Consider the following 24,154-nt stretch of genomic DNA (forward strand, 5'->3'; position numbering starts at 1 on the left):
GGTCGCGCCGCGGTCATGCCAGCTCCGTCCGCACGTAGTCCGCGACCATGGGCAGGGGCAACCCGGCTGCGCGCAGCACGGCGTCGTGGAAGTCCGCGATGCGGAAGTTGTCGCCGTGCACGGCGCGCAGCTCTTCGCGCAGGTCGTAGAAGAAGTCGTCGCCGAGCTTATAGGCCAGTGCCTGGCCCGGCAGGTCGCACGAATAGCGCAGCGTCTCGGAGTCGACCTCGGTCGGCCCCATGAAGGAGTGCTCGCGCATGTACTCCCGTGCCCGTTCCAGGCTCCAGCCCAGGGCGTTCATCCCCGTATCGACGACGAGGCGCGAGGTCAGGAACGCCTCCATCATGAGCCGCCCGAAGCGCTCCTCCGGCGCGCGGTACATTCCGATCTCACCGGCCAGGCGGCCTGCGTACTCGGCCCACCCTTCCGTGAAGGCCGTCGCGACGGCGTGGCGTCGCAGGGGGTGCGCATCGGCTGCCTCGTGCTGCAGCGCGAGGTGCAGATGGTGGCCGGGAACGAGTTCGTGGTAGTTGAGCGCAGCGATCATCGGCAGCGCGGTCTGCGAGAGATTGGCGCCGTTGAAAAGGTAGATGCCGCGGTCGCGATCGGGTTGTGGTGCGGAGTAGTAGCCGAAGGTCATCGACCCCGACACGGCCGCGGGCAGCGGTTCGACGCCGTACGGGGCACGGGGCAGCCGGCCGAAGTAGGCGGCCGTCTCGGGGGCGAACCGGTCGATGTAGCGCTGGAAGTGCGCGGCGATGTCCTCGTCGGTCGCCGCGCGCCATGCGGGGTCTTCCGCGAGCGAGGCCAGGTACTCCGCAGGGGTACCCGCGAAACCTTGACCGGCCATCAGCTCACGCATCTCGTCTTCGATCCGGGCCATGCGTGCGTGCCCGCGGTCGTGGACCTCCTGCGCTGTCAGATCGAGCGTGGTGTGGATCTTCACGAGCTCGTCGTAGATCTCCGCTCCGCCGGGGTAGCTGGCGAGCCCGACCGAGTCGGGTGCCGCGGCGGCGTAGTCGGGGTTGGTGAGCAGGGCCAGGAGTTCATCGAAGGCGGGCTCGACGTCGCCGGTGATCCGATTGCGGATGCGCTCTCGATCCGATGCCGGCAGCCTGCCGGCCGAGCGCTCGGCGACGGCGTGCAGGGTCTCGAGTCCCGCGGCCTTGAGGCCGGTGACGAGCGCGACGGCGTTGGACAACTGGAGCGCCGGCATGTGGATGCCGCGCTCGGACTGCCCTGCCGTGCGCTCGGTGAATTGACGGATCAGGCGGGCGTAGCCGCCGATGGTGTCGACATGGCGATCGATGGCTGCCGCGCCGGCGAGCGACACCTGTGCGAGTGCCTCATGGATGATGCTCAGCAGGAAGCCACCGGAATACGCCGACGGCGCGAACATCGCGAAGTACCCCTCGCCGAGAGGGTCGAACGTCAGCCAGTACCAGTCCTCTTCGTGAGACCACCCCTCCGCCAGCCTGCGCGCGGCCGAGAGGGTGAGGAGGAGATCGGACGACAGCCCGGCGACGTCGAGCGCATCGAGTCGGGCAAGGATGTCCTGCCCCGCGTGTGCCCGCCGCGACACCGCCTCGAAGCTCACATCGGGGATCTCCAGCGCGTGACTCAGGTGGCGCGCGGTCATGGGGGAGCGCGAGGCGACGCCCCATGTCGCGTCGAGGATGTCGTGCGCGTCCGCCGCGGGGCGGGTCGGGGTCATCGCGGTGCGATGCGTCATGATGCTCCTTCGTCGCGACGAGTCGTGCCTGGCGGCAGGGACAGGTCGCGGGTTCCGGCACAGGCTAGGACGGATCCTTCCCGCCGTCATCGCTGTGGGGTCGCAGAGACGGCGACGGGTTTTCGGCAGGTGTCGAAAGGCCTCAGCCCGCGTGTCGATGGACGCCGGTCAGGCGGGCGATCCGCAAGCCCAGGTGCGCGATGAACCGGTCATCGCCGTTCGACAGATCGAGGCCGGTCAGCTCCTGGATGCGGCGGAGCCGGTAGTACAGGCTCGTCCGGTGCGCAAACAGCTGCTCTGAGGCGGCGCGCACGTCTCCGGCGTTGTCGAGGAACACCTCGAGCGTCTGCACCAGCGAGTCGCTCTTGGCGCCCTGAGTGATGAGGTCGCGCAGGCCCGGATGGATCATGACGGCGAGCGCGGCATCCGGAACCTGATCGAGCAGTTCGTAGACCCCGAGCGTCTCGACCGCCGTGACGTCGTCGACGGTGCCGACGCGGCGCGCGACCCGGACGGCGCGCCGGGCCTCGTTCGCGGCGACCCCGGCGTCGGCGAGGTCGTCGCGCGACCGGCTGAGACCGACACGGCAGTTCGCGGCATCCGTCGACGAGAGGACGGCGGCGCGCAGCGCGCCGCCCAGGGCGAGGAGCTCGGCTCTGCTCGTCGGGCCCGGCGGCTCGGCGATGACCAGCAGCGCCAGGCCCGGTCGCTCGAGCGTCAACAGGTCCTGCGGCAGCCGCCTGCTGCGGATCGCGGCGAGCCCGGAGGCGAGGGCGAGCTGATCCTGTTCGGTCGGCCGATCGTCGGGGCGCTCGATCTCGGCGGCGATCACGGCATAGGTCGTCGCGGTGAAGAGCGATTCGGCGCGAATCGTGCCGGCGGCTGACGTGCGAGCCGAGTCGTCGTCGCCGAGCAGACGATCGACGAGGTCGGTGAGATGCTCGCGCGCCGATCCGGCACGCAGATGCTCGCGATGGATGAGGATCGCAGCCTGTGCGGCGGCCTGCTCCGCAGCTGCGAGATGCGCCCCGTCGGTGGGCCCCTCCGATCCCAGCAGCCAGACGAACCCCAGCAGCGAGCCCTGGTGGAGGATCGGGCAGCCGATGCGGGCATCCGTCAGCCCGAGGCCGGGCCGCGGTGTCACGAGGTATCGGCCGGTCGCGTCGTCGCGGCACGTGTAGACGTGATCGACGAGCTCTCGGGGAACCTGGCGGCGCAGGATCGACTCCGCGCGGGCGGGGTCGACCTCGCCACGGTGGGGGCTGTGGGCGAGCAGGTGCAGACGCGCATCGTCGATCGCCACAGACCGACCTAGCCTCGCGCCCAGCTCCTCCACGAGTTCCTGGAGGTGTGACGCCATGTCGAGATTGTACGTGGGTGTCTCTGCGCTCTCAGCCGGTGCAGGTACTCGGCGAGGAAGCGCTGCAGCCGCAGGGGCTCCTTTCGACTGGTGTCGGATGCTGCCGCGGCGCAACCCTCAGCGCTCGAGATAGCCCGTCACGACATCGACGATCCGGCGTCTCGCGTCCGGGTGCGAGAACCCGTTGTGCCCGTGGGCGAACTCGTGGAACCGCGCGTCGGGATTGCGCTGCGCGAGCACCCGCGCGAACGGACCCTGGATGTCGTGCTCGCCGCAGAAGAAGTCGAGCGGCGCCGGGATCGCGCAGTGGTCGAAGCCCCAGTCGCGGCTCGCCCATGCGAACTCCGCGAGGAGCCCGTCGCGCCCTGCCCGTTCGACCTCGGTGCGGCGATGAAGCGCGGCGACGTCCGGCTCGGTCCCCGGAGGGGGCCCGACGAGGTCCGCGGGGGAGACGCTTCCGGGGCGACGCGGGGGTGAGGCATCCCCCTGCTCCGACTCCACCCGGTGACGTCGTTCTGCACTCTTCACCGCGTGATCGGCCAGCGAGGCGACGAGCCTCGGCGCCCGTTTCATGAGCTGATACGCGATCGCGGCGCCGGCCGAAGAGACGCGGCGCGCTTCGCGATCGAACCAGGGGAGCGTGGGATTGATCGGCGCTGCGCCCCTCACCCGATCGGGCATCATCGCGGCCGCGGCCATCGTGATCATCCCTCCGTTGGACTCGCCGAAGCACGCGACGGCCTCGATGCCGAGCTGATCGAGCAATTCTCGAAGGTCGTCCGCGTAGGCGGCCACCGGTCGCCCTGGCCGCAGGGTCGATCCGCCGGCGCCGGGACGGTTGGTCGCGATGACCCGCAGTCTGTTGCGAACCGCCTCACCGTGGAAGATTCCGCCCTCGATGCTCGTGCTGCCGCCACCGTGGAAGTAGAGGACAGGGCGCCCGTCCGGTACGCCGAACTCCTGCCAGGTGAGCGTGCGTCCGTCTGCCAGCGTCGTCGACCGCAGCGGCGGATCGATCAGCGGGACGTCCGTCGAATCAACCATCAGGTTTCGCTCGACGTCGGACGGTCGGCGGGCGCCAGGTTGCCGGCGGCGTGGCCCGAGGCATCCAGCGGCATCGGCATGGCCCCGGCCGTGTCATGACGAGCGCTGTCCCCGTCTCGTACGGCCAGCTCGGCCTGGATCTCGAGGACCTTGGCGCGACCGAGTGGGTAATTCCAGATGATCGCCGCGGCGCCGAGCAGGCCCAGCGCAGGGGCGATCGCGAACCCGAGCTTGACGCCGATGACGGCGGAGACCGTCTGCGTCGCGGCGGTCGCATCGAAGCCGAAGGCGGCGACGACCGCGAGACCCAGCGCCGACGCGACGCCCATGATGGACTTCTGGAGGAACGCGAACATCGAGCCGTAGAGGCCGCCATGGTCCTCACCGGTGTGGAGCCGACCGTAGTCCACGATGTCGGCCGACATCGCGTAGACCGCGACCGAGCCGGCGAGCACGAGCGTGACGATCGGGTAGAGGACGAAGGCGGCGATGGCCGCACCGTCTCCCGGCGGAATCAGCGCGAACAAGGCGCACACGACGCCGCCCAGAACCAGCGCGATCGCCCACACACGGTGGCGCTCGAAGCGACCCGACAGCGCGGTCCAGACCGGGATGCCGATGATCGCTGTGAGCAGTGCCGTCCCGAGGATCGCGGGCAGCGCTTCACCCAGGCCGAGGTAGACGTCGAGGTAGAGGTACGCCAGACCGCTGCTCATGCCCGTCAGGAGGTTCACGGGAAGGAAGGCCACCAGCAGGCGCAGCAGTGGCGGGTTCTGACGCACCGCATGCCACAGTTGCCGCAAGCGCAGGCGCGGCCTCGTCGGTCCGGTCGGCGCGGAGCGAACGACGACCTTCGCCGGCACACGGACGATGAGCAGCAGCGTCGCGAGCGGAAGTGCCACGGCGCAGACGATCGCGACCAGGCCCAGGCTGCCGAAGTCGACTTCGGTGGTAGCGGACACGCCGATCTGCATCGCGAGCACAGGCAGCAAGAAGAAGAGGAGCTGCCCGATGATCTGGGCCATGCCGCGCCACCCCTGCACGCGGGCGCGCTGCTTGTAGTCGCCTGTGAGCACATAGCTCCACGCCTGCAGCGGGATCTCGATGACCTTCCAGCCGAGATAGGTCACGGCCATCCAGATGCCGAACCACCACACGTTCACGTCGGACGGTGGGCGCAGCAGGAACCACACGCCGACGACCGATAGCGCCGTTCCCGCGATGAGCCAGCTCGCCCGTGACCCCGTGCGGACATACGTGCGATCCGACAGATAGCCGATCAGCGGATAGGTGACGGCATCGAACACCTTGGTCAGCAGCAATGCCAGGGCGAGTGCACCGAGCGAGATGCCGGCGTGCTTCGCATACACGCCCTGGATCAGTCCTTCGGGCCCGTGCATGACGCCGAGGATCCCGGTCGGAAGCGTGAACGCGATGAGGAGGTCCCGCCGCAACGGACTCGCGGAGCTGCCGGCGGCATCGACGGTCTCGCTGTGGCGAGCGCGCTGCAGTCGGTTCGGCATGGGGCCTCCGGCTCAGGGGACAGGATCGGGTGGGGGTCAGCGTAGGTGGATGAGCAGTCTGCCGATAGCGCGAACGGTCGGAATGGGAATGCCGGGCATTCGACTCATGTCGAAAGAGCTCGGGCGCGCGTCGGCCCGCATGTTGGTTGCACGTATCAACTGTCATCATTGCGCCCATGACGCGGTTGTTGTTCGTCTCCGTTCCACTGTTGGGTCACGTGACGCCGCTGCGGGAGGTCGGCGCCGAGATGGTGCTGCGCGGTCATGACGTGACGTTCCTGACGCACGAAGTCTTCGGTCCGTCGATCGAGGCGGCCGGGATGCGGTTTGTGTCGTTCGCCGGGGACGCGGCGGTTCACCCGTCGGTCTTCGCCGAGGAGCAGGGGCGCTACGCTCCTGGACCGGCTGCTGCAGCTGTGCCCGCCCGGCTTTGAATACCCGCGGGCCGACCTGCCCACGCTCGTGCGTTTCGCGGGGACGCCGCGGCCGCCCATGCCGGGCGGGGACCTGCCCCCGTGGTGGCCGGAGCTGCCCGACGCCAAAACGGTGGTCGTGGTGACCCAGGGCACCCTCGCCAACGAGGACCGCACCGCGTTGCTGGAGCCCGCGATGCGGGCCCTGGCCGACCTCGACGCCCTGGTCATCGTGACGACCGGCGGTTCCGGCGCGCCGTTCGCCGAGGTGCCGGACAACGTGCGGGTGACCACGTTCGTGCCGTTCGACCTGCTCCTGCCGCGCGCCGACGTCCTGGTCACCAACGGCGGCTACGGCGGCGTGCTGAAGGCTCTCAGCCACGGCGTGCCCCTGATCGTCGCCGGCGACTCGGAGGACAAGCCGGCGATCGCCTTGCGCGTGGAGTGGTCCGGCACCGGCATCAACCTGCACACCGGCCACCCCACCGCCGACGCGATCCGCGCCGCCGTCATTCGGGTTCGCGACGAACCGTCGTTCCGCGACGCCGCCGCCCGGTTGCAATCCCAACTCGCCGACCTCGACCCGGCCGACGCACTCGAGGCCGCGATCGCCGAGCTGACCTGACCGGCCGGAGCCGGAGGAAGGCCCCTGCATTCGCACGTGTAGCTGATCGGACCCTACGGTGTGGTGGCGTGGATGCCGGCCAAGACGATGTCGACAATCTTCTCGGCCACCTCGCGGGTGAAGGGGCGGCGTCGCCGGTTGATGTATAGGTACACCGGCCCGGACAGCAGTTCGGTGAGGAAGTAGGTGTCAACAGGGGGGATTTCGCCCTTGTCGACGGCGCTGTCGAACCGCCGGCGGACGGTGTCGAGCCGTTGGTCGTAAGCAACCCGAACGGCCTCATCGAGATCCGAGTTCCCGGGAGCCGCGATGGCGGCCTGCGACAGGGCCCGGCCGATCGAGCTCGACAGACGCTCGGAGAACACCATCAAGAAGTCGACCAGGTCGCGGCGGAGGTTGCCGGAGTCGCGCAGAGGTGCGAAGTCCTCCGCGTACTGCAGCAGCGCGTCGCTGACGAGTTCGGCGCGGTCCGGCCAGTTGCGGTAGACGCTGTTCTTGTTGACTCCGGCGAGTTCGGCGATCTCTTCGTAGCGCAGGCCAGCAACGCCGTTTCGGGCGACGAGCTCCGTCGTCGCCGCGAGGATCTGCGACCGCACCCGAGCGTTGCGGCCGCCCGGTCGGGCTGCCGGGCGTGTGCCGGCGTCGGTCGTCTCTGCGGTCTCCACGTTCTCCGGCACGCCTCTGATTTTCACATCTGCCTCTCTGTAGACACCAGGGTGGATCGCGGCTAGTTTAAAAGCGACTATCAGTCTCTTTTAAGGATGTGAGCGTTGTGGAATCCACCTATCCGAGCGCCCCGGGCGACACCCTGGTGTTCGAGGACCACCCCGTGCGCGTCTGGTCGATGACGCGCCGGCCCGGGGAGACCAACGGCCGGGGAACGTTCGTCGACGGGAACTGCGGGGCGCAGGCATGACCACCGCGCTGAACACGGTAAAGGCCGGCGAGATCGAGATCGCCTACGCGGAGTCCGGTGCCGGCGAGCCGGTGATTCTGCTGCACGGCGGCGAAAGCACCCACATCCAGTACGACACGTTCCGGCCCCTGCTCGGTGACGGCATCCGTGCGATCGCCTACGACCAGCGCGATTCCGGAGCGTCGGTCAACCCGCCCGACCCGTACGGCTTCCCCGACCTGGCCGAGGATTGCGCCGCGCTCATCAGGGGACTCGGGTACGAACGAGCGCACATCTTCGGATCCTCGTTCGGTGGCTTCATCGCCCTGCAGGTCGCGGTATCGGCGCCCGACGTCGTGCAATCGCTGACGGTCGGCGCCACCTTCTCCGACGCCTCGGCCCTGCAAGCACCGGTGGCCTCCGAGATCATGGAGTTGTCGCCGTCGCAGCGCGATGCGCAGATGCTCGCCTTCGCGCTGTCCGAACGCGGGCAAGCGGACGAGAAGTTGGTGGCCGAACTCCGGTCGATATTGGTCCACCGCTCACCGGAGGCGGATGCGCGGCGACTGGCCGCGATCCCAGGCTTCGACCTCACCGAACGCCTACCCGAGATCACGGCGCCGACACTGCTCATCTACGGCGAGGACGATCCCGCGGCTCGTCCCGAAATCGGACAGAAGATCGCCGACGCGATCCCTGGGGCGAGGCTGGAGGTGATTCCGGGGGCGCGCCACGGAATCACGATGGAGTTCGCGCGAGAAACCGCCCAGTTGCTCCGCGATTTCGTGCTCGCCCACCCGTCGCAGTCAGCGCGGTAAGTGTCCCCGGCTCATCATCACTGTTGTGGAGATCGCATGAAAATTCTTGTCTCCGGCGCGGGCGTCGCCGGCCTGTCACTCGGCCGTGATCTCGGGATGCGAGGTCACGACGTCACGATCGTCGAGCGGGCGGATCGGCTCCGGGGCAACGGTTCGCCCATCGACGTCCGCGGCGATGCGATCGAGGTCGCCGAGAAAATGGGCATCCTGCCCGCGGTCCGCGACGCGCGTATCCGAATGACCGAGCAGGTGCATTTCGTCGACGAGGACGGCGCGGCCGTCGGCCGGTTGCCCGACGACATCGGCGACTCGCCCGACGACATCGAGATCGCCCGCGAGGACCTGTCCCGGATCCTGGCCGACGCGCTGCCTGAAACCGTGGACCTGCGGCTGGGCGAGTCGGTGAACTCGATCGCCGAGCACGACGACCGGGTGGATGTCGGGTTCGCTTCCGGCAATTCGGAGAGCTTCGATGTCGTCCTCGGCGCCGACGGTATGCACTCGGTGGTGCGGCGGCTCGTGTTCGGTCCGGAGCAGGACTGGATTCGGTATCTCGGTCTCTACGTCGCCATCGTCGACATGCCCGGCGAGGCTGATGCCGAAGCCGAGCGGATCAGTCCCATGTACAGCTATCCCGGGCACCTGGCCGGCATCGGCCGGTTCAAGGACAGGGCAATCGGTATCCTGATGTTCGCGTCGGATCCCATTGCCTACGACTACCGCGACGTCGAAGCGCAGAAGACTATCCTGCTCGGCCAGTTCGCCGAATGCCGCTCGTGGAAGGTCCAGACGATCCTCGACGCGGTGCGCGCCGATCCCGATATCTACTTCGATTCGATCAGCCAGATTCACATGCCCACCTGGCACCGGGGCCGGGTCGCGCTCGTGGGCGATGCCGCCCACTGCGCATCCCCTCTCGCGGGCCGGGGCACGTCCCTGGCGATGACCGGGGCTCAGTTCCTCGCTGAGGAGCTCGAGCGATCGGACGGAGACCACGTCACGGCGTTCCCGCGATACGAGGCCCGCCAACGGCCTTATGTCGAATTCGCCCAGGGCACGGTCAAGGGTGGTGGTGCGCTGCTCGTGCCACCCACGCAGGAGGCGATCATCGCGCGGAACCAGCTGCTCCAGCCGGTCGCGGTCGGTCAGTAGCGCGCCGATGGGGCCCGATACCGAATACACCCGGCCGCTGACGCGTGTGTGCGAGGCTGCCGATGAGCTCGCCGGATCGACGATTCCAGACCCTTACCGCTGGCTGGAGGACGACAGCGATGAGACCCGCCAGTGGCAGGCGGAACAAGCAGCGCTGGCGGCACGCTACGTGCGGGACAGGGGACAGCTGGACGCCGTGCGCGAGTCGGTGCTGCGGCATCGGGCCCCACGGTTCGCCGACGTTCCGGTTCAGACGAAGTCCGGATGGTTCCGATCCGAGGTCGTGGAGGGCGTGACCCGCGTGGTGGTCGGGCGCGAGCCGTATCGGGACGAACGGATCGTCGTCGAGTTCCCTGCCGAGGAACTCGGCTCCGAGCCCCCGTCCCTGCCGTGGTTCGCCCCGTCCCCGGACGGCGAGGTCCTGGCCGTCGGCATCTGCCGGGACGGGAGCGAACACAACCAGATCGCGTTGTACGACGTGCGCACCGGGGCGCGGCTCCCGGACAGCATCGAACGCGTCCTGCACGACGGCTGGGTCGGTGGCGTCGTGTGGCTTCCCGACTCCAAGGCATTCTTCTACCTGGCCCTCGTCGGTCCGCTGTCCGATTTTCGGCAGGAGGTCTTCTACCACCGGCTCGGCGAACCTGCCGCAACGGAACCCGAGAAGGTCCCGCTGCCGGAGGACTTCCGGGAGTACATCCTCGTCCAGATTTCCGACGACGGACGCTGGGCAACCGCAGTGGGTGGCCGGCGCGCACCCGTTGCCCTCGCTCGCTGTCGGCTGACCGCCTCGGGACGAGAGTGGGAGCCGTTCGTCACGGTGGCGGACGGCGCGTTCTACGGACACATCGTCGGCGACGACTACGTGGCGGTGACGACGGTCGGCGCCGACCGAGGCCGAATGGTCTCGGTCGCGATGGATTCCGTCGCCCCGGCCGATCCTGGAACGTGGCGCGAAATCGTCCGAGAGTCGGATGCGGTCATCCGCGGTACGACCCGCGTGGGCGGTGAGCTCTACGTGTCGGAGTGGATCGACACCTACTCACGCGTGCGGGTGATCTCGCCTGACGGCGCCGAGGTGTGCCGTCTGGAACTCCCCGGCAAGGGTGCGGTGGGCGAGCAGGCGCAACCGTTGATGCAACTGGTGGCCCGCGCCGGCCAGGAGCACTTCGTTTTTCCGTTCGCGACCTTCACGGCGTCGTGGGGTGTCTATCGGCATGACCGCTCCGCCAACCGGCTCGACGTGCTGCGCGAACCCGCGGTGCGGCTCGACGGCGTGACCGTGGAGGATCGGTGGGTCACGTCGGCGGACGGGACTCGCGTCCCGTACCACGTCGTCTCGCGGTCCGACGTGGCCGGACGGCCGGACCGGCCGGCGCTGGTCTACGCGCACGGTGGCTTCAACGTTGGTCTCTCGCCGGTGTACCAGATGCAGGCGGGGGTCATCGTCGACGCAGGTGGGACCTACGTGCACGCACACCTGCGCGGCGGGGGAGAGTTCGGCCTCGCCTGGTGGAACGCAGGGCGCCGTGACTGCAAGCAGAACACGTACGACGATCTCTACGCGGTCGCCGAGGACCTCATCGCGAGCGGTACCACGTCGAGTTCCGCGCTCGGGTTGACGGGCTTCTCCAACGGAGGACTCACCGCGTGCGTCGCGGTGACCCAGCGACCGTCGCTGTGGCGGGTAGCAGTTCCCCGGGTACCGATCACGGATCTCCTCGGCGCATTCCGGTCGTCGTATCTCAGCGTCACGGTACGGGAGTTCGGCGAGACGGCCGACGCGGACGGCGTCGCGCATCTGATGTCGATATCGCCGTACCACCTCGTCCGAGATGGCACCGACTATCCCGCCGTGTACGTCGATGCCGGCGTCAACAATCCGCGGTGCCCGCCGTGGCAGGCCCGGAAATGGGCCGCCCGGATGCAGGCGGCGCAGGCGGGGAACGCGCCGATTTTGCTTCACATCTGGAACGACGCGGGACACGGCTGGGCAACGCCCGTCGCGGTCGAGATCGCGCAAGAGACCGAATGGCTGGCCTTTGCTCTGAACGAACTCGGTGTCCGCCTGTAAGGGGCACTGCACCATTCGAGAGTGAGGAGCGCCTCTACTGGTCAGCGGCCGCGCTGCAGGCTGCGGCTGATGACGAGCCGCTGAATCTGGTTGGTGCCCTCGAAGATCTGCATCACCTTGGCCTCGCGCATGTACCGCTCAACCGGGAAGTCCCTGGTGTAGCCGGCGCCGCCGAGGACCTGCACCGCGTCGGTGGTCACCCGCATGGCGTTGTCGGTCGCGACGAGCTTCGCGATCGACGCCAGCCGGCCGAACGGCTGCCCGGCGTCCTTGGCCCGCGCTGCCGCCAGGTAGGTCGCGCGGGCGGACTCGACGGCGGCCGCCATGTCGGCCAGCAGGAACGCCAGGCCCTGGTGCTCGATGATCGGTCGGCCGAATGCCTCGCGATCCCGCGCGTAGCCCACCGCCACGTCCAGGGCCGCCTGGGCAACGCCGGTCGCGACGGCGGCGATACCGAGGCGTCCGCAGTCCAGTCCGGCCAGGGCGATCGGCAGGCCCTCGCCCTCCGCGCCGAGGCGCCGTTCGGCCGGCACCCGGACACCGTCGAACACCATGGTCGCCGTCGTAGAGCCGGTCAGGCCCATCTTGTCCTCGGCGGTGTCGACGCTGAGTCCGTGCGCGTCGGCGGACACCAGGAAGCAGGAGATGCCCTTGCCGCCCGTGTCGCTGGTGCGGGCCATGACCGTGTAGAAGTCGGCGTGTCCGCCGTGGGTGGTCCATGCCTTGGCGCCGGTGATGACGTACCCGTCTCGGTCGCGGACCGCCCGGGTGCGCATCGCCGCGGGGTCGGAGCCGGCGTGCGCCTCCGACAGGCAGTAGGCGCCGAGTTGCTCGCCGCCGATCAGGCCGGGTAGCCAGCGCTCCCGCTGTTGCGCGGTGCCGGCGTGGAACAGCCCGAAGCAGGCGAGGGTGTGCACGCTCGCGCCCACGCCGATGCTTGCCCACCCGGCGGCGATCTCCTCGATGACCTGGAGATAGACCTCGTACGGCTGGCCGCCGCCACCGTAGGACTCCGGATACGCCAGGCCGAGCAGACCGGCTCGGCCGAGGGTGGTGAAGACCTCCCGGGGAAAGGTCCCGGCCCGTTCGGCGGCGTCGGCCCGCGGCCGGAGTTCCTTGTCGACGATGCTGCGGGTCAGCTCGATGAGCGCGGCCGACTCCTCGGTCGGCATGAGCCGCTCAACGGCCATGGTTCTGCCCTCCGTTGCTGTGATGGGTTGCCGTCAGAGGATGGCCAGGCCGGGCTCGGTGAGCATGGCGGCGGTGTCGGCGAGCAGCGCTGAGCCCTGCTGGCCGTCCATGATCCGGTGGTCGAAGGAAAGCGCGAGCTCGGCCACCCAGCGGGCGGCGAGTTCCTCCGTCCCGTCCCGCTCCACGACCCACGGCCGGCGGCGGATCGCGCCGATGGCCAGGATGGCGGCCTCGCCCGGGTTCAGGATCGGGGTGCCGGTGTCGACGCCGAACACGCCGACGTTGGTGATCGTGAGGGTGCCCCGTGCCATCGCCGCCGGTGTCGTGCGGCCCGCCCGCGCCTCGGTGGCCAGCTCCTGGATCGCAGTGGCGAGCCCGTGCAGGGTCAGCCGCTGCGCGCTCTTGATGTTCGGTACGACGAGACCGCGGGGCGTGGCGGCGGCGATGCCCAGGTTGACCTCGCGCAGCTGGACGATCTCCTGTGCCGCCTCGTTCCAACGGGAGTTTGCCTCCGGCGTCCGCGCCACGGCGAGCAGCAGCGCCCGGGCGACGAACACGAGCGGAGTCAGCCGGACGTCGGCGAACTCCGGGCGGCGCCCGACGGTGGTCCGCAGTTCCATCGTCCGGGTCACGTCGACGCTGACGAACTCGGTGACGTGCGGCGCGGTGAAGGCGGAGGCGACCATCGCGGCGGCGGTCTGCCGGCGCACGCCTCGCACCGGGATGCGCACCTCGGCGGCCACGTCTGCCGATGGCGGGCCGGCGTCACGACCGGTGGCGAACTCGGTGACGTCCGCGCGGGTGACGGTTCCCTCCGGTCCGCTGGGCGGGACGAGCAGCAGGTCGACACCCAGCTCCTTGGCGAGGTTGCGCACCGGTGGCTTCGCCCGTGGCCGGCGGTGCCGGCTCCCTGACTCCTTCGGGCCATAGCCGACGAGGAGCGTGGGTTCCTCGGGGCCGGCGTCGGCCGGCTTCAGCGGTTCGATGGCGTCAGCGCTGATGCTGATGAGCGGAGCGCCGACGGCGATCGTGGTGCCGGCCGCCGCGTGCAGCTCGGCGACCCGGCCGGCGTACGGGCTGGGCAGCTCCACCGCCGACTTGGCCGTCTCGATCTCGACGACGACCTGATTGACCGCCACGGTGTCGCCCGGTGCGACATGCCAAATCAGGATCTCGGCCTCGGTGAGCCCTTCGCCGACATCGGGCAGGCGGAACACCTGGAGGGTGGACATCGCTCAGGGACTCCTTCAGTAGCTCAGCACGCGGTCGACCGCGTCGAGGATCCGGTCGACGCTCGGCAGCCACGATTCCTCGAGCCGGCTCGGTGGGTAGGGCGTGTCGTAGCCGGTCACCCGGACGACCGGCGCCTCCAGCGAGTAGAACAGCTCGTCCTGCACCCGCGCGGCGATCTCCGCGCCGAGCCCGGCCGTGCTGGACGCCTCGTGGGCGACGATCAGGCGGCCGGTCTTGACCACCGACCCGGCGATGGTGTCGTCGTCGATCGGCGACAGCGACCGCAGGTCCACGACCTCGATCGAGCGGCCCTCCTCAGCGCAAACGGCGGCGACCTCGACCGCCACGGGCACCAGCGCGCCGTACGCGACCAGGGTCACATCGTCGCCCTCTCGCACGATGCGTGCCGCATCCATCGGCGCTGGGGCGGGCCGCTGCTGCAGCGGACCTTTCAGCCAGTACGACCGCTTGGGCTCGAGGAAAATCACCGGATCGTCGCTGCGGATCGCCAGTCCGATGAGGTCGTACGCGTCCTGGGCCGACGACGGGCAGACGACCCGCAGCCCGGCGGTGTGGGCGAAGTACGCCTCCGGGGACTCGGAGTGGTGCTCGATCGCCCCGATGCCGCCCCCGACCGGGATGCGCACGACGACCGGCAGGCCGACGCGGCCCTCCGAGCGGTGCCGGTACTTCGCCAGCTGCGTGATGATCTGGTTCGCTGCCGGGAATACGAACCCGTCGAACTGGATCTCGCAAACCGGCCGGTACCCGGCCATCGCCAGGCCGACGGCGCTGCCGACGATGCCTGCCTCCCCCAGCGGCGCGTCGATCACGCGGTCACCGCCGAAGTCCTTCTGCAGCCCGTCGGTCACGCGGAACACGCCGCCGAGGCGGCCGATGTCCTCGCCGATCAGCAACACGCGCGGGTCGGCCTCGAGCGCCGCGCGCAGGCCACGGTTCAGCGCATGAGCCAGCGCCACGCCGCTCATGCCGCGCTCCCGTCCTGCGCCGCCAGGTGCGCCAGATGTCCCTGCAGCTGGCGCCGCAGGTGCGCGGTCATGTCGGTGAGGGTGTGCCTGAACGGGGAACGCGGATCGGGCTCCGGCAATGCACGGCACCCGGCGCGCAGCCGCTCGGCCAGTTCTCGTTGCTCGCCGTCCAGGCCCCGCAGCAGGGGTGCCTCCGCCTGGCCGGTCGCTTCGAGGTGGCGGCGCAGGCGCACGATCGGGTCACGCGCCGCCCACGAGGCGTTCTCCGCGGCGGTGCGGTAGCGGCCGTCGTCGTCAGAGGTGGTGTGCGGGTTGCGCCGGTAGGTGAGCGCCTCGATGAGGGTCGGGCCGCCGCCGCCGCGCGCGCGGTCGAGGGCCTGCCGGGTGGCGGCGAGGCAGGCGAACACGTCGTTGCCGTCGACGCGGAGGCCGGGAAAGCCGAATCCCTGGGCCCGCACCGCGGCGGGCACGCGGCTCTGGATGCTGTACGGCGCCGAGATCGCCCACTGGTTGTTCTGGCAGAAGAACACCACCGGTAGGCCCTGCGCGGCGGCCCACACGAACGCCTCGTTGGTCTCGCCCTCGCTCAGTGCACCGTCGCCGAGGAATGCCAGCACCGCGCGGTCCCGGCCCGGGTCGCCGGTGCCCGCGTCGCCGTCGCGGACCACGCCCATCGCGTATCCGACGGCGTGCAACGTCTGGGCGCCGATGACCAGCGTGTAGAGGTTGAAGTTACGTTCGGCCGGATCCCAGCCGCCCAGCGTCGTGCCGCGGAACAGGCCGAGCAGCAGCACAGGGTCCACGCCCCGGCACCACGCCACCGCGTGCTCGCGGTACGTCGGAAAGACAACGTCGCGCGCCCGCAGCGCGTGCGCGGCGCCGACCTGGGCCGCCTCCTGCCCGAGCAGCGAGGGCCACAGGCCGAGCTCGCCCTGGCGCTGCAACATGATCGCCTCGGCGTCGACGACCCTGCTCAGCACCATGTCGCGGTAGAGGGCCGGCGCGTCGACGGGCTCTGGGCCGAACGGTAGCGCGGCCTCGGCGACGAGCAGGTGGTCCGGTCCGAGCAGGGACAGCGGCTCGGGCTGTTCGCTCATCACGCGTTCTCCAATCGTGCACGAATACGCAGATGGAACGGGCAGGCGTGCGTCTAGCACAACTGTCGTCAACAAATTTGGGCACAGTGCACGGTGTCTGCCTCTTCGGCAAAGGCCATACTTGGCGTCATGCCCACGCTCGACAGCACCGACGCGAGACTGCTGCTGGACCTCAACGCCCACCCGGCCGCCACCCGCCTGGATCTGGGGCAACGCCTCGGACTGTCCCGCAACACCGTGCACGCGCGCCTCGCCCGCTGGAACGAGCGCGAACTGCTCGGCGGGTTTGAGCGGCGCGTCCTGCCCGAATCGCTCGGCTACGGCGTCACCGCCTTTATCAGCGCGCGCGTCGACCAGCATCGGCTCGGCACCCTCGGCCGGCACCTGGCCGAGATCCCGGAGGTGCTCGAGGTCCATGGCCTGGCCGGGGAGACAGACCTGGTGATCCGGGTGGTCGCGCGGGACACCGAGGACATGTATCGCATCGCGGGGCTCGTGCTCTCCGTGCCCGGGGTCGAGCGGACCAGCGTCGGCATCTCGATGTTCGATCTGGTGCCGTACCGCATCACGCCGCTACTCAGGCGCGTCGCCGAGGGCGCCGATCGGCGGGGTTGACCTCCCGCCCGTGGCGTCGAACTGTCTCACGGTTCCACCGGTTGCATGAGGCGCCTGCGCCGCGTCAGGATCGGCTCGTCGCGGCGGTCACCGCGCCGCGGAGAGGCCGAGCAAACGCGCGATCTTGAGGCTCTGGTGCAGGGCGAGGCGGTCTTCGCCGTTGTCCAGGTCGACCTCGGCGATCTCCTGGATGCGGCGCAGCCGGTAGTACAGGCTGGCGCGCTGGATGCACAGCAGCTCCGCGGTGCGTTTGGCGCTGCCGGCGTTGTCGAGGAACGTCTCGAGCGTTGACGTCAGGCCGTCGTTGCCGGAGTCGTGATCGCGGAGCTTGTGCAGTCCGGGGTGCAGGCTGAGGCGCAGATCCTCGGGAGTGACCCGGGCGAGCAGGCTGTAGACCCCGAGTTGCCGGTGGTGCACGACGCTGCCGAGCACCCGGACGACAGCGGCGACGTCGGTGGCCCTCCTCGCCTCGACGTAGGAGGCATGGCAGTCAGCGAGCGCCTTGCGCTTGTCTCCGATGCCGACCCAGCATTCCGGCCGCGCCCGTCCGGTCTCGCGGACGACGGTGTCGCGAAGTATCGTGCCGAGGTCGGTGAGTCCGGCTTCGGATCTCGGGCCGAGGTGCGACACGATCAGCACGCCGTGATCGGGCCGCTCGAGCTGGATGGCGTGGCCCGCCGGAAGCCGCCGCCGCGCCCGGTCCAGCCCCACGGCGATGGCCAGCCGGTCCTTGTCGGCCAGCGGCTCCGCGGCGGGGTGCGGCAGGGTCACGGCGAGCACGGCGACGGGCCCGGCGGCGAGCAGGTCCTCGTCGACGAGGCTGGTGGCCGCCTCGCAGCGCAGCTGCGGGTCAGTGGTGAGCAGATCGCGGGCGAGTTCCCGCTCCCGGCGGCGCTCGAGCTCGCCGAGCAGGAACCGGCGGTGCAGCACCAGCGCCGCGTCTTCGGCCGTCTCGCGCAGCAGGTCCGCGTGTGTCTCGCTGAGGGGCCCTTCCGATTCCAGCAGCCACAGGAAACCTTGCAGGACGTTCTCGTACCGCACGGGAATCCCGATCCGCGCGATGGCGATGCCGAGTTCCGGCCGTGCGGGCAGGGTGAAGATGTCGCGGGACTCCCAGGCCCCGAAGCTGGCGACGTACTGCAGGAATGCTTTCGGGAACGCCCGGCGCACGAGCGACTCGACCCGCGCCTGATCGACCTCTCCCGGATGCGTCGTTGTGACGAGAATGTGGAGGTTGGAGTCGTCGAGCGCTACCGATCGGCCGAGGCGGTCGCCCACGCTGTCGACGAGCTGCTGCAGGTCCGCGATCATGGACCGAGGCTAGTCTCATTGATTTGACAAAAACAACCACCTCACATTTTGACGTTTCTCGGTTATCCGCGGCGGACCCGCCTGGCTACGTTGGCCTGGTCAACATAACGGCCGACCCATGAGTGCGAGGCAGTGGCGATGTCCGGAGACGGAGGCGGGAGCGCGGGGCGCTCGAGCGCGCTCGTGAGCGAGTTGCCTGAGCATGCGTCATCGCTGTGGCGCAATCCGGACCCGAAGCCGTCGTACGACGTCGTGATCGTCGGTGGTGGCGGGCACGGCCTGGCGACCGCCTACTACCTGGCGAAGCGGCACGGCATCCGCAATGTCGCGGTACTGGAGAAGGGGTGGCTGGCGGGTGGCAACATGGCCCGCAACACCGCGGTGATCCGGTCGAACTACCTATGGGACGAGAGCGCCCGCATCTACGAGCATTCGCTGCAGCTGTGGGAGACGCTCGAGCAGGAACTCGAGTATCCGTTGCTGTTCAGTCAGCGCGGGCTGCTCGGACTCGCGCACAACGTCCAGGACGTCCAGGAGGGCAAGCGGAGGGTCTACGCGAACCGGCTCAACGGCATTGACGCGCAGTGGCTGGAGCCGGGCGAGATCGCGGAGGTCTGTCCGATCGTCAATCTGTCCCAGGACATTCGTTATCCGGTTCACGGTGCGACGTACCAGCCGCGGGCCGGCATCGCCAAGCATGATCATGTGGCGTGGGGCTTCGCTCGGATGGCGGACCGCCTGGGCGTGGATCTCGTGCAGAACTGCGAAGTCACCGGCATCGATGTCCGCCGGGGCCGGGTGATGCGGGTACAGACGACCCGGGGTGCGATCTCGGCGGAGAAGGTGGCGTTGGCGACGGCCGGCCACACCTCGGTGGTAGCCGGCCTGGCCGGCATCCGGTTGCCGCTGCAGAGTCATCCGCTGCAGGCGCTCGTGTCGGAACTGCTCGAGCCGGTGCATCCGACGGTGGTGATGTCGGGTTCCGTGCACGTGTACGTGTCGCAGGCCCACAAGGGCGAGCTCGTCATGGGAGCCGGCATCGATGCCTACACCGGGTATGGCCGCCGGGGAGCGTTCCACATCATCGAGCGGCAGATGGCCGCCGCGGTGGAACTGTTCCCCGTGTTCGCCCGGGCGCATCTGTTGCGCACCTGGGCGGGCATCGTCGACGTGTCACCGGACGCGTCTCCGATCGTGGGTCTGACCGACGTCGAGGGCCTGTATCTGAACTGCGGCTGGGGAACCGGCGGATTCAAGGCCACGCCCGGTATCGGCTGGTGTCTCGCCGACACCGTTGTTCACAACGCGCCCCACCCGTATGTCGAGCCGTTCACTCTGGAGCGGTTCACCACCGGTGCGCTGATCGCCGAGCACGGCGCGGCCGGTGTCGCGGGCGTCGCGCACTGACCGCCCGACCGGCGCAATCTGTTCTGTGGAGTTGTGTGATGCTGCTGATCGAGTGCCCGTGGTGCGGGCCCCGCGACGAGGTGGAATTCCGTTACGGAGGTCAGGCCCATCTTGCGTACCCGCCCGACCCGTCGCGGCTGACGGACGCGCAGTGGGCGCATGTTTTGTACTTCCGGGACAACCCGAGCGGGCCGTACGCCGAGCGGTGGCTGCACCTGGCGGGATGCCGTCAGTGGTTCAATGCGGTACGCGACACGGTCACCTACGAGATCCTCGCGGTGTACCGGCCGGGCGCGGCGGCACCGCTCCTGACCGGCGCGGCCCCCGGCGGCCCACGCGCGACGGACGCGGCTCGATGACGCCGGCGCTGCGGGTACCGGGCCGCGGCCGGGTCGTTTCCGGCGAGACGCTGCGATTCCGCTATGACGGTCAGGACTACACCGGCCGCCGTGGCGACACGCTGGCCTCGGCCCTGCTGGCCAACGGGGTGCACCTGGTGGGGACCAGCATCAGGTACGGCCGGCCGCGCGGCATCTTCGGCGCCGGTGTCGAGGAGCCGAACGCCCTCGTCCAGATCGAGCAGCCGTTCGGCGAGCCAATGCTCACCGCGACCACGGTTGAGCTGTACGACGGGCTGATCGCGCGCGGCCTGCGGGGCCGGGGCCGGCTGTCGCCGGACCCCGACCCGGCCCGCTACGATGCGATCCACGCGCATTGCGATCTGCTGGTCGTCGGCGCCGGGCCGGCCGGGCTGCTCGCCGCGCTGACCGGGGCCCGCGCGGGCGTCCGGGTGGTGCTGGTCGACGACCAGCCAACGGCCGGTGGCGCCCTGCTCGGCGGTACCGAAACGCTCGACGACGCCCCCGCGGCGGACTGGGCCGCCCGGGTGGTCGCGGAGCTGGCGGCGCATCCGCTGGTCCGGGTGCTGCCGCGCACGACCGCGCTCGGCTACTACGACGGGCTCGTGCTGGCGCTGGAGAAACGGACGGACCATCTGGGCGCGTCCGCCCCGGCACGGATGTCGCGGCAGCGCGTCTGGCGGATCCGGGCCCGGCACGTCATCGTGGCCACCGGGGCGCACGAACGGCCGATCGCCTTCGCCGACAACGATCGGCCGGGGATCATGCTCGCCTCCGCCGCCCGCGGCTACCTCAACCGGTTCGGCGTACTGGCCGGGCGGCGGGTGGCGGTGTTCACGACCAACGACAGCGCCTATGCCGCCGCGATCGACATGGCCGACGCCGGGGCGCGGGTCGCCGCGGTGATCGATGCTCGCGCCGCCGCGCCGGCCGCCTGGGTCGTGCAGTGCCGGCGGCGCGGCATCGAGACCCGGCCCGGTCAGGTGGTGATCGGCACCACCGGCCGGACCCGGATCACCGACGCGCACGTGGTCGGCTGGGCGGACGGGAAGCCGAGCGGCCCGCGCGACGGCGTCGCCTGCGACCTGCTGCTGGTGTCCGGCGGCTGGAACCCGGCGGCGCACCTGTTCAGCCACGCCGGCGGCGCGCTGCGCTACGACCCGGCGATCGGTGCCCTCGTTCCGTCGGGCCCCCGGCCGACCGTCCGGGCCGCCGGCGCGGCCAACGGCGTGTTCACGCTGTACGGCTGCCTGCGCGACGGGGCCGAGGCCGCGCGGGCGGCGCTCAGCGCGCTCGGGCGCGGCGGCAGGGAGGCGACATTGCCGGCCGCACCGCCATCCGGGCCGGGAGCTCCGGCTCAGGTGCTGTGGTCGGTACCCGATCCCGACGACGAGGCGTGGGGTGCGACCGCCTTCGTCGACCTGCAGCGCGACGCGACCGTGGCCGATGTGCTGCGCGCCGCCGGGGCGGGTATGCGCTCGATCGAGCATGTCAAGCGGTACACCACGATCGGCACCGCACATGATCAGGGAAAGACCTCGGGCATGCTCAGCACCGGTGTGCTGGCCCGGTTCCTGGGCGTTGATGTGGCGGAGCTCGGCGCGACCACGTTCCGCCCGCCGTACATGCCGGTGGCGTTCGCCGCGCTCGCCGGGCGGGACCGGGGACAGCTGTTCGACCCGGTCCGGTCCGGGCCGCTGCAGGCGTGGCACACCGCCCGCGGCGCGGTGCTCCAGGACGCGGGGCAGTGGAGGCGGCCCCGCTACTACCCGCGGCCGGGCGAGGACATGCCGGCCGCGACGGCGCGCGAGTGCCGGGCCGTGCGCGAGCAAGTCGGGCTCACCGACGGTTCAACGCTGGGCAAGATCGCCGTTCACGGGCCCGACGCTGCGGTGCTGCTCGACCTGATGTACACCAACCTCATCAGCAGCTTGAAGGTGGGCTGCATCCGCTACGGCGTGATGTGCGGTCTCGACGGGGTCGTCATCGACGATGGCACCGTCGCGCGGATCGCCGAGCACGAGTATCTGCTCACCACCACGACCGGCGGTGCCGCACACGTCCTCGACTGGATGCAGGAGTGGTCGCAGACCGAGTGGCCGCACCTGCGCGTCAGCCTGACCGCGGTGACCGAGCACTGGGCGACCTTCCCCCTGGCCGGCCCGCGCTCCCGGGACGTGCTCGCCGCGGTCGCGCCCGGGCTCGCCCTGTCCAACGGGGCGTTTCCCCACATGACCTGGCGCGACGCCGAGGTGGTGGGAGTGCCGGCCCGCCTGAGCCGGATCAGCTTCTCCGGCGAACTGGCCTACGAGGTCAGCGTCGCCTCCTGGCACGCGCAGTCCGTGTGGGAGGCGCTGCTCGCCGCGGGCGAGCCGTTCGGGATCACCCCCTACGGCCTGGAGGCGACGCTCGTGCTCCGCGCCGAGAAGGGCTTCCCGATCATCGGCCAGGACAGCGACGCGACCACCACGCCCCACGACCTCGGCCTGGCCTGGGCCGTGTCGGACAAGAAACCCGACTTCATCGGCCGGCGGTCGTTCGCCCGCCCGGAGAACCGGCGCCCCGACCGCAAGGGCCTCGTCGGCCTGCTCCCGGCCGACCCGCGGGTGCTGCTGCCCGAGGGCGCTCAGCTCATCGCGACGAGCGTCGTGCCCGAGCCGCCGGTGCCGATGCTGGGCCACGTCACCTCGAGCTACCACAGTGCCGCGCTGAACCGCTCGTTCGCCCTGGCGCTGGTCCGCGGCGGATCCGAGCGGATCGGCGAGACGCTCTACGTGCCGGTGGAGGACACCGTCATCCCGGTCACGGTCACCGACCGGGTGTTGTACGACAAGGAGAACGCCCGCCGTGACGGCTGATCTCATCATCGCTCGCAGCCCGCTCGAGGAGTGGACGTCGGCCTTCGCCCGGTTGCCCGCCGGTATCGCCCTGCGCGAGGTGCCGCTGCTGACGCAGCTGTCGTTGCACCTGTTCGCGGACGGCCCGGCCGCCGAGGCCGTCGCCGGGGTGCTCGGAACGGCGCTTCCGACGACGCCGTGCACCTACCGGGCCACCCCGGACATCGCCGTGCTCTGGATGAGTCCGCGCGAGTGGCTCGTCCTCGCCCCGCCCGCCGGCCGGCCGGAGCTCGCGCGGTCGCTGCGCGCCGCCGTCGGCCCGGATGCCGGCGCGATCGTCGACGTCTCGGCCCAGCGGACCACCCTGGACCTCTCGGGGCCGCTGGCGTCCGAGGTGCTCGCCCGCGGGTGCTCGATCGACCTGCATCCGAGCGTCAGCCCGGCGGGGACGTGTGCGCAGACGCTGCTCGCCCTCGCCCGCGTGGTGCTGCTCGTCCGGGACGACACGGCGACCGATTTCCGGCTGCTGGTCCAGTCCTCCTACGCGGCCTACGCGGCGGCGTGGTTGTTGGACGCCTGCGCCGAGTACCGGGACGACGAGTCATGAGCGGCGCGCCCACGGACTCCCACTTCGTGCTGACGGTGCGGTGCCCGGAACGGCCGGGAATCCTGCACGCGATCACGTCCTTCGTCGTCGAGCACGGTTGCGACATCAGCGAGCACCAGCAGTTCGACGACACCGCCCATGGCCAGGTGTTCCTGCGCACCGGCTTCACCGGACCGCCAGGCGGGATCACGGTGGAACGGCTCCGCGCCGCCTTCACCCCGACCGGCGATGCGTTTCAGATGGCCTGGCAGCTGTACGACGCGTCGCGGCGGCCCCGGGTGTTGATCATGGTCTCCCGGTTCGACCACTGCCTCACCGATCTGCTCTATCGGTGGCGCACCGCCTCGCTGCCCGCCGAACCGGTCCTGGTGGTGTCGAACCACACCGACCTTCGCGCCCTGGCCGAGGATGCGGGCCTGCGATTCGTGCATCTTCCGGTAACGGCGGCGACCAAGCCGGCCGCTGAAGCCGAGCTGCTCCGGCTCGTCGAGACCCACCAGGTCGAGCTCGTCGTGCTGGCGCGTTACATGCAGATCCTCTCCGACGACCTCTGCAAGCGCCTCGACGGGCGAGCGATCAACATTCACCACTCGTTCCTGCCCAGCTTCGCGGGTGCACGCCCCTACCATCAGGCCTACGACCGGGGCGTCAAGCTCGTCGGCGCCACTGCGCACTACGTCACCCCGGAACTGGACGAGGGCCCGATCATCGAACAAGAGGTGATCCGAGTGGACCACCGACTCTCACCCGAGGGCCTCGTCGCCGCGGGACGCGATGCCGAACGCGTCGCCCTGGCGCGCGCCGTCACCTGGCATTGCCAGCGCCGGGTGCTGCTCAACGGCAACCGTACCGTGATCTTCGACTGACACTGA

22 protein-coding genes are annotated in these 24,154 nt (G+C 70.1%); 12 read left to right on the forward strand and 10 right to left on the reverse strand.

Going from position 1 to position 24,154, the window contains the following annotated elements; translation table 11 throughout:
* Nucleotides 1-13 precede the first annotated feature (13 nt).
* The 4 genes from ACQPXD_RS13305 to ACQPXD_RS13320 form a co-directional block, all read right to left on the reverse strand.
* The gene (locus tag ACQPXD_RS13305) at nt 14-1,732 is read right to left on the reverse strand and encodes a DUF885 domain-containing protein (protein WP_432838178.1); all 1,719 of its coding nucleotides are present in this window, start codon (nt 1,730-1,732) and stop codon (nt 14-16) included.
* Between the two features lie 142 nt (nt 1,733-1,874).
* Nucleotides 1,875-3,035 carry a PucR family transcriptional regulator gene (locus tag ACQPXD_RS13310; RefSeq protein WP_432838179.1) on the reverse strand — a complete coding sequence of 387 codons (1,161 nt, stop codon included), beginning with the start codon at nt 3,033-3,035 and terminating at the stop codon, nt 1,875-1,877.
* 174 nt (nt 3,036-3,209) lie between these two features.
* The gene (locus tag ACQPXD_RS13315; protein ID WP_432838181.1) at nt 3,210-4,136 is read right to left on the reverse strand and encodes an alpha/beta hydrolase; all 927 of its coding nucleotides are present in this window, start codon (nt 4,134-4,136) and stop codon (nt 3,210-3,212) included.
* On the reverse strand, nt 4,136-5,659 hold the full coding sequence (locus tag ACQPXD_RS13320) for an MFS transporter (RefSeq protein WP_432838183.1): 1,524 nt from the start codon (nt 5,657-5,659) through the stop codon (nt 4,136-4,138). Before ACQPXD_RS13320 ends, ACQPXD_RS13315 begins: the two co-directional genes overlap by 1 nt.
* 176 nt (nt 5,660-5,835) lie before the next feature.
* On the opposite strand from ACQPXD_RS13320, the gene ACQPXD_RS13325 reads away from it, so the two are divergent.
* On the forward strand, nt 5,836-6,093 hold the full coding sequence (locus ACQPXD_RS13325) for a glycosyltransferase (RefSeq protein WP_432838185.1): 258 nt from the start codon (nt 5,836-5,838) through the stop codon (nt 6,091-6,093).
* 28 nt (nt 6,094-6,121) lie between these two features.
* Complete coding sequence (locus tag ACQPXD_RS13330; RefSeq protein ID WP_432838187.1) at nt 6,122-6,697, forward strand: glycosyltransferase; 576 nt, start codon at nt 6,122-6,124, stop codon at nt 6,695-6,697.
* Between the two features lie 53 nt (nt 6,698-6,750).
* Here the strand turns inward: ACQPXD_RS13330 and ACQPXD_RS13335 are convergent, their stop codons facing one another.
* Nucleotides 6,751-7,374: a TetR/AcrR family transcriptional regulator gene (locus ACQPXD_RS13335; protein WP_432838189.1), complete on the reverse strand. Its 624-nt coding sequence runs from the start codon at nt 7,372-7,374 to the stop codon at nt 6,751-6,753.
* A gap of 95 nt (nt 7,375-7,469) precedes the next feature.
* Here ACQPXD_RS13335 and ACQPXD_RS13340 point away from each other — a divergent pair, with 95 nt between their 5' ends.
* Genes ACQPXD_RS13340 through ACQPXD_RS13355 form a run of 4 tightly spaced genes read left to right on the forward strand, consistent with a single transcriptional unit; the run spans nt 7,470 to nt 11,636 of the window.
* Entirely contained in the window at nt 7,470-7,613 is a 144-nt protein-coding gene (locus ACQPXD_RS13340; RefSeq protein WP_432838191.1) for a hypothetical protein, read from the forward strand.
* A complete protein-coding gene (locus tag ACQPXD_RS13345; protein WP_432838192.1) occupies nt 7,610-8,410 on the forward strand; it encodes an alpha/beta fold hydrolase in 801 nt (266 codons plus the stop codon). The genes ACQPXD_RS13340 and ACQPXD_RS13345 overlap by 4 nt, the downstream gene beginning before the upstream one ends.
* A gap of 36 nt (nt 8,411-8,446) precedes the next feature.
* Complete coding sequence (locus tag ACQPXD_RS13350) at nt 8,447-9,562, forward strand: FAD-dependent monooxygenase (protein ID WP_432838194.1); 1,116 nt, start codon at nt 8,447-8,449, stop codon at nt 9,560-9,562.
* A gap of 7 nt (nt 9,563-9,569) precedes the next feature.
* Nucleotides 9,570-11,636, forward strand: a complete 2,067-nt coding sequence (locus ACQPXD_RS13355; protein ID WP_432838196.1) for a prolyl oligopeptidase family serine peptidase — start codon at nt 9,570-9,572, stop codon at nt 11,634-11,636.
* 41 nt (nt 11,637-11,677) lie between these two features.
* On the opposite strand, the gene ACQPXD_RS13360 is transcribed toward ACQPXD_RS13355, so the two are convergent.
* Genes ACQPXD_RS13360 through ACQPXD_RS13375 form a run of 4 tightly spaced genes read right to left on the reverse strand, consistent with a single transcriptional unit; the run spans nt 11,678 to nt 16,146 of the window.
* Nucleotides 11,678-12,826 (reverse strand): acyl-CoA dehydrogenase family protein, encoded by a 1,149-nt coding sequence (locus ACQPXD_RS13360; protein WP_432838197.1) that lies wholly within the window; start codon nt 12,824-12,826, stop codon nt 11,678-11,680.
* A 33-nt stretch (nt 12,827-12,859) separates the two neighbouring features.
* Nucleotides 12,860-14,059 (reverse strand): dihydrolipoamide acetyltransferase family protein, encoded by a 1,200-nt coding sequence (locus tag ACQPXD_RS13365; RefSeq protein ID WP_432838199.1) that lies wholly within the window; start codon nt 14,057-14,059, stop codon nt 12,860-12,862.
* A 15-nt stretch (nt 14,060-14,074) separates the two neighbouring features.
* Complete coding sequence (locus tag ACQPXD_RS13370; RefSeq protein WP_432838201.1) at nt 14,075-15,049, reverse strand: alpha-ketoacid dehydrogenase subunit beta; 975 nt, start codon at nt 15,047-15,049, stop codon at nt 14,075-14,077.
* Nucleotides 15,046-16,146 carry a thiamine pyrophosphate-dependent enzyme gene (locus ACQPXD_RS13375; RefSeq protein WP_432838203.1) on the reverse strand — a complete coding sequence of 367 codons (1,101 nt, stop codon included), beginning with the start codon at nt 16,144-16,146 and terminating at the stop codon, nt 15,046-15,048. The genes ACQPXD_RS13370 and ACQPXD_RS13375 overlap by 4 nt, the downstream gene beginning before the upstream one ends.
* Before the next feature lie 129 nt (nt 16,147-16,275).
* On the opposite strand from ACQPXD_RS13375, the gene ACQPXD_RS13380 reads away from it, so the two are divergent.
* A complete protein-coding gene (locus tag ACQPXD_RS13380; protein WP_432838205.1) occupies nt 16,276-16,761 on the forward strand; it encodes an Lrp/AsnC family transcriptional regulator in 486 nt (161 codons plus the stop codon).
* A gap of 87 nt (nt 16,762-16,848) precedes the next feature.
* Here ACQPXD_RS13380 and ACQPXD_RS13385 read toward each other — a convergent pair whose 3' ends face one another.
* Nucleotides 16,849-18,072, reverse strand: a complete 1,224-nt coding sequence (locus ACQPXD_RS13385) for a PucR family transcriptional regulator (protein ID WP_432838207.1) — start codon at nt 18,070-18,072, stop codon at nt 16,849-16,851.
* A 183-nt stretch (nt 18,073-18,255) separates the two neighbouring features.
* Here ACQPXD_RS13385 and ACQPXD_RS13390 point away from each other — a divergent pair, with 183 nt between their 5' ends.
* Genes ACQPXD_RS13390 through purU form a run of 5 tightly spaced genes read left to right on the forward strand, consistent with a single transcriptional unit; the run spans nt 18,256 to nt 24,148 of the window.
* The gene (locus tag ACQPXD_RS13390) at nt 18,256-19,479 is read left to right on the forward strand and encodes a sarcosine oxidase subunit beta family protein (protein WP_432838208.1); all 1,224 of its coding nucleotides are present in this window, start codon (nt 18,256-18,258) and stop codon (nt 19,477-19,479) included.
* Nucleotides 19,480-19,517: 38 nt separating this feature from the next.
* Nucleotides 19,518-19,838 carry a sarcosine oxidase subunit delta gene (locus ACQPXD_RS13395; protein WP_432838210.1) on the forward strand — a complete coding sequence of 107 codons (321 nt, stop codon included), beginning with the start codon at nt 19,518-19,520 and terminating at the stop codon, nt 19,836-19,838.
* Complete coding sequence (locus ACQPXD_RS13400; RefSeq protein ID WP_432838212.1) at nt 19,835-22,696, forward strand: 2Fe-2S iron-sulfur cluster-binding protein; 2,862 nt, start codon at nt 19,835-19,837, stop codon at nt 22,694-22,696. The genes ACQPXD_RS13395 and ACQPXD_RS13400 overlap by 4 nt, the downstream gene beginning before the upstream one ends.
* Nucleotides 22,686-23,282: a sarcosine oxidase subunit gamma gene (locus ACQPXD_RS13405; RefSeq protein ID WP_432838214.1), complete on the forward strand. Its 597-nt coding sequence runs from the start codon at nt 22,686-22,688 to the stop codon at nt 23,280-23,282. Before ACQPXD_RS13400 ends, ACQPXD_RS13405 begins: the two co-directional genes overlap by 11 nt.
* Entirely contained in the window at nt 23,279-24,148 is an 870-nt protein-coding gene (purU, locus tag ACQPXD_RS13410; RefSeq protein ID WP_432838215.1) for a formyltetrahydrofolate deformylase, read from the forward strand. The genes ACQPXD_RS13405 and purU overlap by 4 nt, the downstream gene beginning before the upstream one ends.
* Nucleotides 24,149-24,154: the final 6 nt, after the last annotated feature.

Origin of the sequence: Dactylosporangium sp. CA-092794 (assembly GCF_050948465.1) — a bacterium.
In the GTDB taxonomy this organism is placed as follows: domain Bacteria; phylum Actinomycetota; class Actinomycetes; order Mycobacteriales; family Micromonosporaceae; genus Dactylosporangium.

What these genes read in the sequence shown, in the direction of transcription:
- ACQPXD_RS13375 (WP_432838203.1), bottom strand. Translation starts at nt 16,146, where the DNA reads ATGAGCGAACAGCCCGAGCCGCTGTCCCTGCTCGGACCGGACCACCTG.
- ACQPXD_RS13365 (WP_432838199.1), bottom strand. Translation starts at nt 14,059, where the DNA reads ATGTCCACCCTCCAGGTGTTCCGCCTGCCCGATGTCGGCGAAGGGCTC.
- ACQPXD_RS13320 (WP_432838183.1), bottom strand. Translation starts at nt 5,659, where the DNA reads ATGCCGAACCGACTGCAGCGCGCTCGCCACAGCGAGACCGTCGATGCC.
- ACQPXD_RS13385 (WP_432838207.1), bottom strand. Translation starts at nt 18,072, where the DNA reads ATGATCGCGGACCTGCAGCAGCTCGTCGACAGCGTGGGCGACCGCCTC.
- ACQPXD_RS13395 (WP_432838210.1), top strand. Translation starts at nt 19,518, where the DNA reads ATGCTGCTGATCGAGTGCCCGTGGTGCGGGCCCCGCGACGAGGTGGAA.
- ACQPXD_RS13380 (WP_432838205.1), top strand. Translation starts at nt 16,276, where the DNA reads ATGCCCACGCTCGACAGCACCGACGCGAGACTGCTGCTGGACCTCAAC.
- ACQPXD_RS13315 (WP_432838181.1), bottom strand. Translation starts at nt 4,136, where the DNA reads ATGGTTGATTCGACGGACGTCCCGCTGATCGATCCGCCGCTGCGGTCG.
- ACQPXD_RS13350 (WP_432838194.1), top strand. Translation starts at nt 8,447, where the DNA reads ATGAAAATTCTTGTCTCCGGCGCGGGCGTCGCCGGCCTGTCACTCGGC.
- ACQPXD_RS13305 (WP_432838178.1), bottom strand. Translation starts at nt 1,732, where the DNA reads ATGACGCATCGCACCGCGATGACCCCGACCCGCCCCGCGGCGGACGCG.
- ACQPXD_RS13325 (WP_432838185.1), top strand. Translation starts at nt 5,836, where the DNA reads ATGACGCGGTTGTTGTTCGTCTCCGTTCCACTGTTGGGTCACGTGACG.
- ACQPXD_RS13370 (WP_432838201.1), bottom strand. Translation starts at nt 15,049, where the DNA reads ATGAGCGGCGTGGCGCTGGCTCATGCGCTGAACCGTGGCCTGCGCGCG.
- ACQPXD_RS13360 (WP_432838197.1), bottom strand. Translation starts at nt 12,826, where the DNA reads ATGGCCGTTGAGCGGCTCATGCCGACCGAGGAGTCGGCCGCGCTCATC.
- ACQPXD_RS13355 (WP_432838196.1), top strand. Translation starts at nt 9,570, where the DNA reads ATGGGGCCCGATACCGAATACACCCGGCCGCTGACGCGTGTGTGCGAG.
- ACQPXD_RS13345 (WP_432838192.1), top strand. Translation starts at nt 7,610, where the DNA reads ATGACCACCGCGCTGAACACGGTAAAGGCCGGCGAGATCGAGATCGCC.
- ACQPXD_RS13400 (WP_432838212.1), top strand. Translation starts at nt 19,835, where the DNA reads ATGACGCCGGCGCTGCGGGTACCGGGCCGCGGCCGGGTCGTTTCCGGC.
- purU (WP_432838215.1), top strand. Translation starts at nt 23,279, where the DNA reads ATGAGCGGCGCGCCCACGGACTCCCACTTCGTGCTGACGGTGCGGTGC.